This is a genomic window from Pseudarthrobacter sp. NamE2 (genome assembly GCF_005796205.1).
GTDB lineage: Bacteria > Actinomycetota > Actinomycetes > Actinomycetales > Micrococcaceae > Arthrobacter.
The window spans coordinates 271,438-286,808 of the sequence record NZ_VAHN01000002.1; the positions used below are offsets into that span (position 1 = coordinate 271,438).

Here is a 15,371-nt window from a genome sequence, read left to right on the forward strand (position 1 = left end):
GAGAATAGGAACCATGACTTCCAGCAATCCCCGCAACGAGGCCCTCTTCGACCGCGCCCGCCAGCTGATGCCGGGCGGCGTCAACTCCCCGGTGCGCGCCTTCGGATCCGTGGGCGGAACCCCCCGCTTCATGGTGTCCGCCAAGGGGCCGTACCTGACCGACGCTGACGGCAACGAATACGTGGACCTCGTGTGCTCGTGGGGACCGGCCCTGCTCGGCCACGCGCACCCCGCTGTCCTCGACGCCGTCCATGCAGCCGTGGACCGCGGCCTGTCCTTCGGCGCCTCCACCCCGGATGAGGCCAACCTGGCCGAGATCGTCAAGGAGCGCGTGCCCGCCGTCGAACGGCTCCGCATGGTGTCCACCGGCACCGAGGCCACCATGACCGCCATCCGCCTGGCCCGCGGCTTCACCGGCCGCAACCTGATCATCAAGTTCGCCGGCTGCTACCACGGGCACCTCGACGGCCTGCTGGCATCGGCGGGCTCCGGCGTTGCCACGCTCGCGCTGCCGGGTTCGGCCGGGGTCACCGAAGCCACGGCTGCCGAAACGCTGGTGCTTCCGTACAACGACCTCACGGCGGTCAAGGAAGCCTTTGCTGCCCACGGCCCCAACATCGCTGCCGTCATCACGGAGGCCGCGCCCGCCAACATGGGCGTTGTCACCCCGGAGGAGGGCTTCAACCTGGGCCTGTCACGGATCACCCGGGAGCACGGCGCCCTGCTGATCGTGGACGAGGTGCTGACCGGTTTCCGCACCGGCTACTCCGGCTACTGGGGCCTCACCGGCGGCGCTCCGGACGCAGCGGACCCCTGGACGCCCGACCTGCTCACCTTCGGCAAAGTGATCGGCGGCGGCATGCCGACGGCGGCGCTCGGCGGACGTGCCGACGTCATGGACCACCTGGCCCCCACTGGGCCGGTGTACCAGGCGGGGACGCTCTCCGGCAACCCGGTGGCCATGGCCGCGGGCGTCGCCACGCTGACGCATGCCACCCGGGACGTCTACTCCTACATCGACGTCCGTTCGCTGGAACTCTCTTCGGCGCTGTCCAACGCCCTGGATGCGGCGGGAGTGGACCACTCCATCCAGTTCGCGGGGAACCTGTTCTCGGTGGCCTTCGGAACGTCCGCCCGCGGCGTCCACAACTATGCGGACGCACTGGCACAGGAGTCCTTCCGGTACGCCCCGTTCTTCCACTCCATGCTGGAGTCCGGCGTGTACTTGCCGCCGTCCGTTTACGAAGCCTGGTTCCTCTCCGCAGCGCACGACGACGCGGCAATGAACAGGATTTTCGACGCCCTGCCGGCCGCAGCGAAGGCCGCCGCCGCGGCACAAGGCTAGTCGCCGCCGTCGTCCGCCGTTCCGGACCCTGTCCGCAGATCCTGGCCTGACCGCCCGGGTTCCGCGGGCAGGTTCCAATGCTCGGCAGACCGCGCTTAGTGGTTTTTCAGCGTTTGGGCGAGCATCACGATGATGCCGCTTGGACCCCGTACATAGCTGAGTTTGTACACATCCTTGTACGTTGCCACGCCGCGAAGCGGATGGCAGCCGTGCCTTGCAGCAATCTCCATAGCTTCGTCGATGTCATCGACTGAAAAGGCAACCCGGTGCATGCCAATCTCGTTGGGTCGGGTGGGTTCAGTCTCAATCGCATCGGGGTGGATGTACTCGAACAGCTCGAGGCGGCCGTGACCGTCAGGTGTCTGGAGCATGGCGATCCTGGCGTGGTTGCCGTCAAGGCCCACGGCCGTGTCCGTCCAATCGCCGCTGACCGTGTCCCGGCCGACCACCGTAAGACCGAGATCGGTGAAGAAGGCAATCGTTGCTTCAAGGTTCCTGACGGCGATGCCGACGTTCTCGAATCTGATGCTCATGGATGCACGCTACCGGGGCGGGCCGTCCAGTCCCAGTGACGGCGGCGACCCGCTCGTTTTCTTATGGATACAGGAAATCCCCGGCTGCAGGGCAACCGGGGATTTCTGCGTGTGCTCCTTGGTGGCTAGAGGACGTCCGAGAGGAAGCCCTTGAGCCGGCCCGTACGTGGCTCCGTGAAGATCTGCTCCGGAGGTCCGGACTCCACCACCACGCCGGCGTCCATGAAGGTGACGTTGTCCGACACGTTGCGGGAGAAGCCCATCTCGTGGGTCACCACAACCATGGTCATGCCGCCCTTGGCAAGGTCGGTCATCAGGGCCAGGACGCCCTTGACGAGTTCCGGATCCAGTGCCGACGTGGCCTCGTCGAAGAACATGACCTCAGGTTTCATGGCCAGCGCCCTGGCTATCGCCACGCGCTGCTGCTGGCCGCCGGACAGGTTGGCCGGCCGGGCGTCGGCTTTGTGCTTCAGGCCCACCAGGTCCAGCTGCTCCAGGGCTTCGGCGCGCGCCTGCTCCTTGGGCAGCTTGCGGAGCTTCCGCAAGGCCAGCGAGACGTTGTCCGCCACGGTCTTGTGCGGAAACAGGTTGAACTGCTGGAACACCATGCCGATCCGCTGCCGGAGCTCGTCCGGGTTGTCTTTCAGCACGGACCGGCCGTCCAGCAGGATGTCGCCCTTGTCCGGTTCGATCAGCCGGTTCATAACCCGCAGCAGGGTGGACTTGCCCGATCCGGAAGGGCCGATCACGGACGCCGTGGTGCCCTTCTCGACGTGCAGGTCGATACCCCGGAGAACATGGTTATGGCCGAACGAGAGGTGCAGGTTCTTGCCGGTCAGGGTGCCGGAAGCGAATTCCGTCATGCCTGCGCCCCCTTGCCGATAGGTGCCGCCAGCTCGTCCGGTTCTTTCTTCTCCGGCTTGCCGGTACGCAGCCGGTGGTCAATGAAGTTCACGAAGTGGGTCAGCGGGACGGTCAGGATCAGGTACAGGACGCCCGCCGCCACCAGCGGCGAGAGGTTGCCCGTGTTGGCCATGGCGTCGTTTCCGATCCGGAAGATTTCCCGGTCGGAGGCGGCCAGGCCAAGCATGAACACCAGCGAGGAGTCCTTCAGCAGCGAGATGAACTGGTTCACCAGGGCCGGAAGGACCCTGCGGATACCCTGTGGCACCACCACCAGGCGCATGGAACTGCCGTAGCTGAATCCGAGCGCGCGTGAAGCCTCCAGCTGTCCCTTCTCAACACTCTGGATACCGGACCGGAAGATCTCGCCGATGTAGGCGGCGGCGATCAGGGTCAGGGCAAGGATGCCCAGCGGGTACGGGTTCCTGTTCCCCGTGATTTCCCGGGCGATCGGGCTCAGGCCGATGCCGATCACCAGGATCACGAGGATGGCGGGAAGGCCCCGGAAGATATCGGTGTACGCGCGGGCTGCCCACCGGGCTGCCGCGTTGCGCGAGATGCCCATCATGGCCAGCCCGAGGCCCAGGAAGGAACCGAGGATGCCGGAGGCTACCGCCAGGATCAGGGTGTTGGGCAGGCCAACCATGAGCAGGGCGGGAATGACCTTGGCCATTTCCTCCCAGTTGAAAAAGGTGTCAGCAAGCTGGTCCAGGAGATCCATAAACGTCCCGGCTCAATCAGCTCTGGGGAACCGTGGCGGCCTTGCTGCCCGGCTTCCAGTCGCTCGGCATTTCACGGTCCGGGTACCACTCCTTGGTCAGCTTCGACCAGGTCCCGTCCTCGATCACGGCGTCCAGGCCGGCGTTAAGGGCATCAATCAGCGGCTGGTTGTCCTTTGCCACGGCGTAGGCGGTGAAGTTCTCGGTGTTGACCTTGGATTCGACGATCGCGGTGCCGTCGCCTTCCTTCACCTGGCCTTCAGCCTGCTGGGAGGGGGCAACCCAGGCGTCCACCTGGCCATTGCGCACGTTGGCGTACACGGTGGCGTAGTCCGGGAAGCGGATCGGCTCCATCTTCAGGGTGTTGGTGACGTAGTCGTCCTGGACAGTGCCCTGGACGACTCCGATGCGCAGGTCCGAGGTCAGGTCGTCAAAGCTCTTGACGTCACTGTCCGTCTTGGCCACCACAGCCATGAAGCCGAAGTCGTAGCCGTTGGTGAAGCCGACGTTCTGGCGGCGTGCTTCGGTGGTGGAGATGGAGGAGGATCCGACGTCGAACTGCTTGGTGGACACCTGTGAGAGGAGGGCAGAGAAGTCGGTGGCAACGAACTCGACCTCAAGGCCCAGCTTGCCGGCGATGGCGCGCAGCAGTTCGTTGTCATACCCGGTGAACTTGCCGGACGGGTCAATGAAGATGTTCGGCGGGGCATCCGAAAGGGTGCCCACTTCCAGCTTGCCCTCGGTGTTCAGGCCGAGCTTGGTCTTGTCGATCTGGTCGATCGGGGTGACATCGTCAGTGGTGTACTTGTCCAGCGTCTGCTGGTCGCTGCCGGCGAGGGCGTCAGTCGGAGTGCCGGTGGGCTCCGAAGATCCTGAACCGCAGGCCGCCAGGGAGACAGCGAGGGCAAGTGCAACGGGAGCGGTAGTCAGCCACTTCATCGCTTTGATTTTCATCAGGTTGTCACTTTCATAGAGTCATAAGTCAACCGGGCCGCAAGGCTGCGCTGGTGGCGCCTGGCACCTGCCCCGTGCTGGTCCAGCAGGCCAGGGCAGGGGTGACCGCAAAACTTTATTGTCCCACTTCATCAGGTATGCGCCGATTGCCGAACAAAAGAGGCGTACTGTGAGGAGAATCCGAATTTCCAGCGGGCCGTGCTGCCAGCACTTGCGTCATGTGGCCGGTTTTCTCCGTGTACCGGCGAATCCGGGCAGCCGAAGCGGCAGTGAAACGTAAGCCGGGTTGGCTGTGAGTTGCGTCGCACTGCCAGGCTTGAGGCTCGCTCTGCCCCTAGAATCCGCCGGTGCCCGCGTCCTGCGGGGGAAGCACCGGCCAGTCACCCTCAATGACGGCGGTGGGCTTCGTTTTGCGGAGGTAGCCCTGGAAGTCGGCGGCCTGGCTGACTGCCCAGTCCACCTGAAGCTCGTGCAGTTGGGTGGCGGGCATCATCAGTTTGGGGAATTTACCTGCCATGGCGTCCAGGACCTTCAGCGTGGCCAGGGCATCGGCTGCCGACGTATGGGCGTTGTCCAGGACCACCCCGTACTCCTCGCACAGCGCAGTCAGGGTGCGCTTGCCTTTGCGGTAGCGGTCCACCTGTTTGTTCATGATGTAGGGGTCCAGGACCGGGAACCGGGTGAGCTGCGGCACGCCGTACCGGGCCGATTCAGCCGCCAAAACAGTGAAGTCGTAACTGGCATTGAACGCGATAACCGGGGTCCCGGCGTCGAAAAGCTCCTGCAGGACCACCGCAAGTTCCCTGGTGACCTCGTGGGCGGGGCGGCCGTCCCGCCGCGCGTGTTCGGTGGTGATGCCGTGGACATCGCTCGCTTCCGTGGGAATCTCCACGCCTGGATCGGCAAGCCACTCGTGCTCCTTGATGACCTCGCCCTGGTGGTCCACGACAGTAACCGAAGCAGTGACGATGCGCGCGGCCCGCGAGTTTCGTCCTGTGGTTTCGAGGTCGAATGCTGCTCGGGGAAGGGCGTTCCAGGTGCTCATGTTTCAACGCTAAAGGGGACCAAGGACAATTCCCGGGAGCGCCACTGCGGCTACATTGGATCAATGCGGATTGAGTACGTGGAGGCGGTGCTGGCCATTGTGGACCTGGTACCGGCCGGATCCGCTGTTACCTACGGGGACGTGGCGGAGCTGCTGGGAGCGGGCGGACCCCGGCAGGTGGGGGCAGTGCTCAGCAATTACGGCACCGCCGTACCCTGGTGGCGTGTCATCAAAGCGGGCGGTCAGGCGCCGGACGGACATGAAGTGCAGGCGCTAAGGCGCTATCTCAAGGAAGGCACGCCGCTTTACGGGGCCTATGAAACTTTCCTTCGAACCGGAGAGGGCCGCTGGCGCGTCGCTTTTCCCGCGGCCCGGTGGGTGCCCACGGACCAGAATCTTGACTGCATCGAAGGCATTGCCCGCAAGTTGGAGCGCCGGCTCCAAGGAATGTCGGTGGCTGATGATGGAATGTCGGTGTGACAGCAACACTTCCCCTTACCGAACCGCGTGACGAGTACCTGCAAGGTCCGCAGCCTGGCGAGGAGTACGAATACGGCCCCTGGACTGATGCACCCGGGACCGGGACCGTGGACGGCGCTTCCGGTCCGGGCGCCGGCAGGCCGGCGGCAGCTTCGCTGCGGTTGCTGCCCCCGCGCCACGCCCGTGCTGCCGCCCCGCTACTTACTCCGGACCAGCAGTCCGCCGTCGATGTTCCCCGGGCGGCAGGTCCAGTGCTGGTGCCCGGTGCTCCGGGAACAGGCAAGACCACCGTGCTGATTGAGGCAGCTGTCCAACGTGTCCTCCGCGACGGCATCAATCCGGAGAACATGCTGATTCTTGCCCCCACCCGGCTCGCGGCGGACTTCCTTCGCGACCGCTTCACGGCACGGCTGGACCAGAGCCTCAGCACAACCCCCGCGCGGACCTGGGCCTCGTATGCCTTCGACCTCATCAGGCGTGCCAAGGCCGAAGGCGTCATCCCGCTGCCCAGGCCGCCGCGCCTCCTGTCCGGCCCCGAACAGGACCTGATCATCAAGGAGCTCCTTGATGGCCACCGCCTGCCCGGCCTGGGGCTGCCCTGGCCCGCGGATCTCGCCGCAGCGCTGGAAACGCGCGGGTTCCGCCAGGAGGTGCGGCAGCTTTTCGACCGCATCATCGAATCCGGAGGCACAGCCGGGGACCTGGTCCGGCTGGGGCAGGAGTGCGGCCGGCCTGACTGGACCGCCGCCGCTTCGCTGTACAGCGAATACCGGGACGTCCTGGACATGCGGATGCCGGAGGCCTTTGATCCCGCGGGCATCATCACTGCCGCGCGGCATATCTTCCAGGACGCCCCCGGGTTCCTGGAGGCCGAACGGGCGCGCCTGCAGCTCATCCTGGTGGACGACATCCAGGAAGCGAACCCTGCCGTCTTCGAGCTGCTGGCCGATATCGCCTCAGGGCAGGACTGCTACGTGGCCTATTCCCCGGACACTGTTGTCCAGGGCTTCCGTGGTGCCCGGCCAGACCTCGTTTCCGAGCTGCCCCGGCTGCTGTCACCGGAGGCCGCGGTCCTGGAACGTCCACTGTCACGTTCCCACCGGCTTGCGCCGGCGCTGGCAGACGCATGGCTGGGCGTTGCAGCCCGGATAGCCCAGCGGGCAGGCAGCCGCCTGGCCCGCCGCCTCGATCAGGAGGACGGGCCGGAGAACCGGGGGCCGGACGGAGCGGTCGAGGCACACCTGGTACCTTCCGCGGTGCATGAACTCCGGTATATCGCCCAGCGGATCCTTGACCAGCACATCAATCATCGCCGGGAACTCACGGACATCGCGGTCATCGTCCGGAACGGCAGCCAGGTGGGCGAGCTGCAGCGCTACCTCTCAGGGCAGGGCATACCCGTCCGCGTGCCGGTGGCAGAATCCGCTGTCCGCGACGAGGTGGCGGTGCGTCCGCTCCTGGATGCCTTCGCCGTCGCGCTCGACCCCGACGTCCTCACACCCGAGGCCGCGGTGTCGCTCCTCACGTCCAGGATCGGTGGTGCCACCTCCATTGAACTGCGGCGCCTGCGCCAGTCGTTGAGGCGCGAAGAGCTTCTGGGCGGTGGCGGCCGCACCAGCGATGCACTCCTGGTTGAAGCCCTGCTGGATCCCGCGGCGCTCGGCAGCCTCGGGATCGAAGGACGTGCGGCCCGCCGCACTGCCCGCATGATTCATGCCGGCCGGGAGGCCGCGTGCCACCCTGGGGCCAACGCGGAGTCAGTGCTGTGGGCGCTCTGGAGTTCCACCGGCCTCGCGGCCACCTGGACAGACACAGCACTGGGCGGCGGGCCGCACGGTGCCCGCGCCGACCGCGACCTTGATGCCATCATGGCGCTGTTCCACACCGCCGAGAGGTATGTCGACCAAATGCCCGGCGCCGGTCCGGAACAGTTCCTCGAGTACCTGTTGAACCAGGAACTGCCCATGGACACGCTGGCCGCCCGCGCCCAGGTGGACGACGCCGTCGAGCTGATGACCCCCGCCAGCGCCGCAGGACGCGAGTGGCCAGTGGTGATCGTTGCCGGGCTCCAGGAGGGGGTTTGGCCCAATACCCGGCTTCGCGGTGAACTCCTGGGCAGCACCCTCTATGCAGACGCCGTGGAACATGGCACAGCTTACGCGCTGCAGCGCGATCCCCTGAGCCGGCTGCGCGATATCCGGTACGACGAACTGCGCAGCTTTTCCACCGCCGTGTCCCGTGCACGGGAGCTGCTGGTCTGTACGGCGGTGGCTTCCGAAAACGATCAACCGTCGTCGTTCCTGGATTACGTCGCACCGCTGGAGCAGGGCCGGGAGGGCAGGGGATTCACGCCGGTGGAGCGCCCCATGACGCTGCGGGCACTCGTTGCCGAGCTCCGGCAGCACGCCCAGCTGGATGGCGAAGATCCGCAGGCGCAGGAGGCGGCCCGGGTCCTGGCAACGCTGGCGTCAGCCGAGCCGCCCGTGCCTGGCGCACATCCTTCGAGCTGGTGGGGACTGGCCCCGCTGACGTCCGACGCGGCGGTGGTGCCGCCCGGCGGCACCGTACCGGTGTCGCCGTCGAAAGTGGAAACCGTGCAAAAATCGCCACTCGATTGGTTTGTCCAGGCTGCCGGCGGTGAGGCGGCTGCCGACTTTGCCCGCAGCCTGGGAACGCTCGTGCACGGAATCGCCCAAGACATGCCGGAGGCCTCGGGATCGGAGTATGTCGCCGAACTCGTGCGCCGCTGGCCCGCTCTGGGGATGAAAGACAACTGGGAGGGCAGGCTTGATTTCCAGCGGGCGGAGTCCATGGTGCGCAAGCTCGCCCAGTACGTAGTGGTGATGCGGAGCGAGGGCCGCAGCCTGCTGGGAGTGGAGCAGGATTTCGAGGTGGCCCTTGGCGAAATTGCTGTGGACGGCGCCGGCCCTCGGGCGGCCGTCCTTCGCGGCCAGGTGGACCGCCTGGAGATTGATGGTGACGGCAGGCTGGTCGTCGTGGACCTCAAGACAGGAAAGCGCCAGCCAGGAAAGGCCGAGGTGGCCAAACATCCGCAGCTGGGGGCCTACCAGGCCGCCGTCCTGGCCGGCGGCTTCCAAGGCAGCGGGGCTAACGGAGGCACCACCCTGCCCGGCGGCGCCGTGCTGGCCCAGCTTGGCACCAGCGCCAAGAACCCGGCCATCCAGCAGCAGGAGGCACTGGACCCGCAGGACAACTGGGCTATCGACATGGTCAAGGAGGCGGCGGCAGTAATGGGCGGAAATGAATTCGAAGCACGGCATGATCCAGCCAAGGGCAGCCACGGGGGCCACGGCTGCAAATTGCCCGAGGTATGCCCGCTCTGCGTACGCGGAAAACAGGTGACGGAATGAGCCGGGCCTCAGGCGTCAAGCCAGTGGCGAATCAGCACTCCTCGGTTGCCCCGGCGATTCCGGATGGTGCCGCAGCACCCTTGCCCGTGCGGTTCACCCCGGAAGAACTGTCCGTGCTGCTGGGTGAGAAGAATGTACCCACGGCGGAGCAGTCAGCCATTATCTCGTCTCCGCTGACGCCGCGGCTGGTCATTGCCGGCGCGGGCTCGGGAAAGACGGCAACTATGGCGGACCGGGTAGTCTGGCTCGTCGCCAATGGCTGGGTCAGGCCGGAAGAAGTCCTGGGCGTGACCTTCACCCGGAAGGCCGCCGGTGAGCTGGCCTCCCGCATCCGGGCAAAGCTGGCAGCCCTCCAGCGGCTGGTTGCCAACGACACCACGCACCGGGTTTTCCCGGAAGGCCTGCTCAGCAGCGATGCCATGGAGCCAAAGGTGTCCACGTACCACTCCTTCGCCAGTGGGATCGTGTCCGACTACGGGCTCCGCCTCGGGGTGGAACGGGACGTGGTCCTGCTGGGCGGCGCCCAGGCCTGGCAGCTCGCCAGCGAAGTCGTGGAGGCGTACGACGGCGAGTATGCCCACTTCCGTGCCGCCAAGTCCACGCTGGTGAAGGCAGTCATCCAGCTCGCCGGCGAGTGCGCCGAGCACCTGCAGGAACCGGAGGACGTCGAGGCGTGGCTGATGGCGCGGCTTTCGGAATTCGAGTCCTTGCCGTACCTGGCAGATAAAAAGAAGAATCCTCCACAGGCCGCCGCCGACCTCGCGGGGATGATGCGGACAAGGGCCAGCGTGGCGGACATGGTAGGCCGTTATGCCGCCGCCAAACGGGCACGTGGCGCCCTCGACTTCGGAGACCTGGTAGCACTGGCTGCCAAGGTCGCCCGGGACGTTCCACTCGCTGCCAGCATGGAGCGGCAGCGCTACAAGGTGGTCCTGCTCGATGAGTTCCAGGACACCTCGCACGCCCAGCTGGTGCTCTTCTCCCGCCTCTTCGGCGGAGGACATGCAGTGACGGCGGTGGGGGATCCCAACCAGTCGATCTACGGCTTCCGCGGCGCCTCGGCCGGGCAGTTGTTCCACTTCGTCCGGGAATTCCCGGTAAAGACCGGTCCGGCAGAGGCTGCCTCCTGGTCACCTGCACCCACGTCATACCTGACAACCGCCTGGCGCAACGGACGCTCCATCCTGGCAGCAGCGAATGTGATGTCCGGGTCGCTGGGGAAGTCGCAGGCCCAGCGGGTACCGGCCGGGGGCGGTGCTGCTGCAGGGAAGGTACCTCCGCTGCAACCCAGCCCCTACGCGGTGGACGGCACCGTGGTGCTGGGCCGCTTCGGCAGCGATGCGGACGAAGCGGCTGCGCTGGCGGACGACATCCTGAAATACAGGGTGACCGACTTCGAACTGAAGCCGGATGGCACCGCCGTCGCACCGGCAATTGCTGTCCTCTGCCGCCGGCGTGCCCAAATGGAGGCTGTCCGCCGCCAGTTCGAGGCCAGGAACATTCCATACGAGATCGTGGGCCTGGGTGGCCTCCTGGACACACCCGAGGTAGTGGACCTCGTCGCAACGCTGCGTGTCCTGGCGGATCCGGGCCGTTCCGACGCCCTCATGCGGCTCCTGGCCGGGGCAAGGTGGCGCATCGGGCCGGCGGACCTGATGGCTCTGAGGGACTGGTCCAGCCAGCTCGCGCGCCGGCGCGGCCGGGCAGCGGAGCGCGACGACGATGCCGAACCGGCGGTCCTCGAGGGGGACCTCACAGACGGCGCCAGCCTGGTGGAAGCGCTTGACTGGCTGCCGCGGGAAGGATGGACATCAGCCAGCGGCAGGAGCCTCAGCGCGGACGCGCGGAACCGGCTCTCACTTCTGTCGGCGGAGTTGCGGCAGCTGCGGGGCTACCTGGGAGACGACCTCACCACACTCCTTGGCGAAGTGGAGCGGGCCATGCTCCTGGACATCGAAGTGGCAGCGCGCCCCGGCGTCAGTATCCACCAGGCCCGGCGCAACCTGGACGCGTTCCAGGACGCCGCTGCGGGATTCCTCCGCACGTCGCAGCGGGTGGACATCCTTGCCTTCCTGGCCTGGCTCGAAGCAGCAGCCGCAGAGGAGAACGGCCTGGAGGCGCCGCCGGGCGACGTGAACCGGGAAGCGGTCCAGCTGCTTACGGTCCACGCCTCCAAGGGGCTGGAGTGGGATGTGGTCTTCGTTCCCGGCCTGAACGCCGGGGCGTTCCCCAGCGACAAGGACTCGCGGTGGAGCAGCGGCGCCGCAGCCCTGCCGTGGCCCCTGCGCGGTGACCGCGCCGACCTGCCGCAGTGGGACCTGGACCAGCCGGACCAGAAGGGCTGGCTGGACGCGGAAAAGGACTTCAAGGCGGACGTCCAGGCGCACGGGGAGTCGGAAGAACGCCGGCTTGCCTATGTGGCCTATACGCGGGCAAAACACGTTTTGTGGGTGTCCAGCGCGGCGTGGGTGGGTTCACGGGCGGCCATGGCTGAGATGTCCCCGTTCCTGGCCGAACTCGAAGTCCTCCTGGAGGCGACTGCCGAGGGGCCTGTGCAGGCGAAGGTCCATCCGCGGTCGCTTGATGAGGCAGCCTTGCCGGAGTGCAACCCGTTGTCCTCAAAGATTGAGGTGGGCGGCTGGCCGTATGACCCACTGGAGGGGCCGGTGGATCCGCGGACAGGGGAGCGGCTCCGGCTGGCACGGGGCCGCAGGAACGCCATGGAAGCGGCCGCGGCGCGCGTCCTGGCGGAGCTCGAATCCGTCAGGGAGAGACAGCACCCGGAAGCAACTGGAGCGGCGTCCCCGGACGTTGCGGGTGGCTCTGAAGCAGCAGGCAGGCCAGGACTGAGCGGAGCCGCTGCCGGCTGGGCCAGGGAGGCCGCCCTGTTGCTGCAGCGCAGGGCAAGGAAGTCGCAGAGGCAGGACGTCCACCTGCCCGGTCACATCTCCGCGTCCACGCTGGTGGACCTGGGGGAGGACCCGACGGAGGTCCTGGCAAGGCTTCGGAGGCCCGTGCCAAGGGAGCCGGGGATGTCCGCACGCAAGGGAACTGCCTTCCACGCCTGGGTGGAAGAGTACTTCGGTACTGCCGGGATGCTCGACCTCGGGGAAGCCCCTGGCGCTGACGACCATATCGACGCCGCCTACGACCTTGAAGCAATGGTGGCCACCTTCCGGGCGTCACCCTGGGCTGAACGGTCGCCTGCCTTCGTCGAGGTACCGGTAGAGACACGGGTGGGAGACGTGGTGGTTCGCGGGCGGATCGATGCCGTCTTCCAGGACGCGGACGGGCGCTGGGACCTGGTGGACTGGAAGACCGGCCGCCGGCCATCCGGTGACCGGTTGCGGGCAAAGTCGGTGCAGCTTGCCGTGTACCGGCTGGCATGGGCGCGGCTGAAGGGTGTCCCGCTGGAGGACGTGCGCGCGGCGTTCTTCTACGTCGCCCACAACGAGGTTGTGCGACCGCATGATCTCAGCACAGCTGACCAGCTTGAGGCGATTGTGGCGGCGGCCCTCGACGCGAAGTGAGGCCGCACGAAGCGGCGTAAGGGCAGCCGCTGCCCGGCTACGTCTGCTGTGCCCTGACGACGGGCAGGGCGGTGGTGGAGGTATCGTCCGGACCGGCGGGCGCGTCCCCGGCGGCGGGAGGTTGAGTTGGAACAGGCGCCACATAAACGGCAGGGCGTGCAGGGAGGGGACCCACGTCCACCGCCGGCCGCACGTGCCCGGGCTCTGCCGCGGCCGCCTGTTGCGCGGGAACGGGCTTTACCTCGACCGCCGGCCGGTGGGGCACCGGGCTGACCGGGGCGGCGGGTTCCCCGGGCACAGGTGCTCCTTCGACTGCCGGTTTGGTGAGGCCGGACGTCGCCGGCGGGGTGCCGGGACCTGCGGCACTGCCGGCAGGCAGCGGCTCTACGCTGATGGGTTGGCCGCCGTATTCGGCGATGTCGCCGGCCAGGGTTTCCAGCATTCCTTCGGCCTCGGCCACTATTGCGGCATCGCCGGCAGCAATGCCCTTTACCAGGTACTGGGCGAGGGCGAACTCGGCAGACAGGGCGGCCCGGCGCAGCAGGTGGCTGTCCGGAGTGTCACGGCGGCCGGCGGTGTAGCCGGCGAGCACGGCATCAACAAAGTCCTGCTCGTTGGACGCCACCAGCCAGGCGAAGTCGTCCGCAGGGTCGCCGATGCGGAGGTCCGTCCACCCGGTCACGGCGGTGACACGCTGGCCTTCCACCAGAATGTTGTCCTCGTGCAGGTCGCCGTGGACCACGGACGGGTTAAAGCGCCACAGGGAAACATCTTCGAGGGCGTGTTCCCACCGCACCAGGAGGGACGACGGGATCTTGCCGGTGGTGGCTGCCTGGTCCAGTTCGTTGAGCCTGCGCTGCCGGAACTCGTTGGGTGTGTAACTGGGCAGGTCGGCGTTGCTGACCAGGGACCGCGGCAGGTCGTGGATGGCGGCCAGGGCCACGCCAATTTCGCGGGCCAGCGGCTCCGGCCCTGCGGTGAGTTCCTCAACGCTTCGGGTGCTGCCGGCCAGGTGGGAGTAGACGAAGGTGCTCAGCGTGCCGAGCCGGACGCTGCCGGCAACCGTGGGCATCAGGAACGGCAGTTCAGCCCGGATGCCCGGGGCGAAGGCGCGCAGCACCAGGAACTCCGTTTCCAGCCTCGCGCTGGCTTCCGCGTGCCGGGGCGACCTGACCCGCCAACGCTTGCCTTCCGAATCCAGGAGCAGAGCCGAATCGAAATCCGCGGGATCATCCGGGGCGGAGCTAACGGCCGTTGGGGTCAGTCCGGGGACTGCCGCGGTTGCAACGGCTGCCAGTTCAATCGGTTTTCTTCTCACCGTTCCACGGTAGATTGCCCGCCGTCCAAGTCGCCGGTCTGCCCACGGCGAGTCTCCAGATAGGTGAAAGTGGGGTACCCCTAACGGGTGCTGCCGGAGCCTGCGGAAATGCGGTTTGTCGGTCCCTGTCAGTACGGTGGATGCATGAGCCATGCAGAGTCAGTCACACCCGCCCACCAGGGGGCACCGGCGCTGCTGCCGGCCAATCATCTCCAGGAGACCCTGCTTCCCGTTCCGCCTGCCCTGGTTGACCGCGGGTCAGCGGCGCGCATGAGGCAGGGCATGGTGGAAGAACTCCTGGCAGCGCCGGGCACGCAGGCTGTTGTCTTGTCAGGGCGGCAGGGGCTGGTCCAGAACGGTGCCCTGTTCCTGGCCGGCGCAAAGGAGTTCCGGGAGGCATTGGCTGCCGCGTCCGTGGTTCCGGACCTGGTGATCTACCTCGGGTCCGCCCTGCCTGCGGCGGACCTTCCTGCCGGCACCGAACTGCTGCTGTTTATCCTCTCCGAACCGGTCCAGCCCGGGACCGCAGGCATTCCTGCGAATGCGGCCTGGGCCGGCTTCCGTGACGTAGCGGCCGGCCTGGGCTCAACCGGCACTGCCTTGTTCATCGAGGCGAGCGCCATCGCCAACTGGCACTCGGGCCACACCCACTGTCCCCGCTGCGGAACGCCCACGCTCGTCGAATCGGGCGGCTGGATGCGGCGGTGCCCGGTGGATTCCTCCGAGCACTATCCGCGGACCGATCCTGCGATTATCGTCACCGTAGTGGGCGCCGACGGGCGGCTGTTGCTGGGTGGCGGCGGCCCGGCGGACGCCAGGAACTACTCAACGCTGGCCGGCTTCGTTGAGCCCGGGGAATCGCTGGAGCAGGCAGTGGTTCGGGAAGTTTTTGAGGAAGTGGGCGTGCGTGTGACGGCGTGCCAGTACCTGGGCTCCCAGTCCTGGCCATTCCCGGCCTCCCTTATGCTTGGATTTACCGCCGTTACCGAAGACGCCGTGGCAACGCCCGACGGCGTGGAGGTTACCAGGGCGCGCTGGTTCAGCCGGGAGGAGCTCCAGGAGGCCGTGCTCCGGGGGGACGTCACCATCTCCACCCGGCTTTCCATTGCCCGGGCGCTGATCGAGCACTGGTACGGCGGCCGGATTGAGGACCTTGCCGGCGCCTAAACCCGA

11 protein-coding genes are annotated in these 15,371 nt (G+C 67.0%); 5 read left to right on the forward strand and 6 right to left on the reverse strand.

What is annotated here, in order from left to right:
• Positions 1 to 13: 13 nt before the first annotated feature.
• Entirely contained in the window at positions 14 to 1,345 is a 1,332-nt protein-coding gene (gene hemL, locus FDW83_RS04245; RefSeq protein WP_138136341.1) for a glutamate-1-semialdehyde 2,1-aminomutase, read from the forward strand.
• Positions 1,346 to 1,440: 95 nt separating this feature from the next.
• On the opposite strand, the gene FDW83_RS04250 is transcribed toward hemL, so the two are convergent.
• From FDW83_RS04250 to FDW83_RS04270, 5 genes are all read right to left on the reverse strand, one after another.
• Entirely contained in the window at positions 1,441 to 1,878 is a 438-nt protein-coding gene (locus FDW83_RS04250; RefSeq protein ID WP_138136342.1) for a VOC family protein, read from the reverse strand.
• A 125-nt stretch (positions 1,879 to 2,003) separates the two neighbouring features.
• Complete coding sequence (locus FDW83_RS04255) at positions 2,004 to 2,741, reverse strand: amino acid ABC transporter ATP-binding protein (RefSeq protein ID WP_138136343.1); 738 nt, start codon at positions 2,739 to 2,741, stop codon at positions 2,004 to 2,006.
• Complete coding sequence (locus tag FDW83_RS04260; protein ID WP_138136344.1) at positions 2,738 to 3,502, reverse strand: amino acid ABC transporter permease; 765 nt, start codon at positions 3,500 to 3,502, stop codon at positions 2,738 to 2,740. Before FDW83_RS04260 ends, FDW83_RS04255 begins: the two co-directional genes overlap by 4 nt.
• 16 nt (positions 3,503 to 3,518) lie before the next feature.
• Positions 3,519 to 4,454: an ABC transporter substrate-binding protein gene (locus FDW83_RS04265; protein WP_138136345.1), complete on the reverse strand. Its 936-nt coding sequence runs from the start codon at positions 4,452 to 4,454 to the stop codon at positions 3,519 to 3,521.
• Between the two features lie 334 nt (positions 4,455 to 4,788).
• Positions 4,789 to 5,499 (reverse strand): 3'-5' exonuclease, encoded by a 711-nt coding sequence (locus FDW83_RS04270; RefSeq protein WP_138136346.1) that lies wholly within the window; start codon positions 5,497 to 5,499, stop codon positions 4,789 to 4,791.
• Between the two features lie 63 nt (positions 5,500 to 5,562).
• Between FDW83_RS04270 and FDW83_RS04275 the strand changes: the two genes are divergently transcribed.
• The 3 genes from FDW83_RS04275 to FDW83_RS04285 all read left to right on the forward strand — a co-directional run bounded on the left by FDW83_RS04275 (position 5,563) and on the right by FDW83_RS04285 (position 12,880).
• On the forward strand, positions 5,563 to 5,979 hold the full coding sequence (locus FDW83_RS04275) for an MGMT family protein (RefSeq protein ID WP_138136347.1): 417 nt from the start codon (positions 5,563 to 5,565) through the stop codon (positions 5,977 to 5,979).
• A gap of 107 nt (positions 5,980 to 6,086) precedes the next feature.
• Positions 6,087 to 9,350, forward strand: coding sequence for an ATP-dependent DNA helicase (locus FDW83_RS04280; protein ID WP_138136470.1), 3,264 nt, complete (start codon positions 6,087 to 6,089; stop codon positions 9,348 to 9,350).
• Positions 9,347 to 12,880 (forward strand): ATP-dependent DNA helicase, encoded by a 3,534-nt coding sequence (locus FDW83_RS04285; RefSeq protein WP_138136348.1) that lies wholly within the window; start codon positions 9,347 to 9,349, stop codon positions 12,878 to 12,880. The genes FDW83_RS04280 and FDW83_RS04285 overlap by 4 nt, the downstream gene beginning before the upstream one ends.
• A 37-nt stretch (positions 12,881 to 12,917) precedes the next feature.
• On the opposite strand, the gene FDW83_RS04290 is transcribed toward FDW83_RS04285, so the two are convergent.
• Positions 12,918 to 14,198: a macrolide 2'-phosphotransferase gene (locus FDW83_RS04290; protein WP_138136349.1), complete on the reverse strand. Its 1,281-nt coding sequence runs from the start codon at positions 14,196 to 14,198 to the stop codon at positions 12,918 to 12,920.
• A 144-nt stretch (positions 14,199 to 14,342) separates the two neighbouring features.
• On the opposite strand from FDW83_RS04290, the gene nudC reads away from it, so the two are divergent.
• Positions 14,343 to 15,365 (forward strand): NAD(+) diphosphatase, encoded by a 1,023-nt coding sequence (nudC, locus tag FDW83_RS04295; RefSeq protein WP_138136350.1) that lies wholly within the window; start codon positions 14,343 to 14,345, stop codon positions 15,363 to 15,365.
• The last annotated feature ends 6 nt before the right edge of the window (positions 15,366 to 15,371 follow it).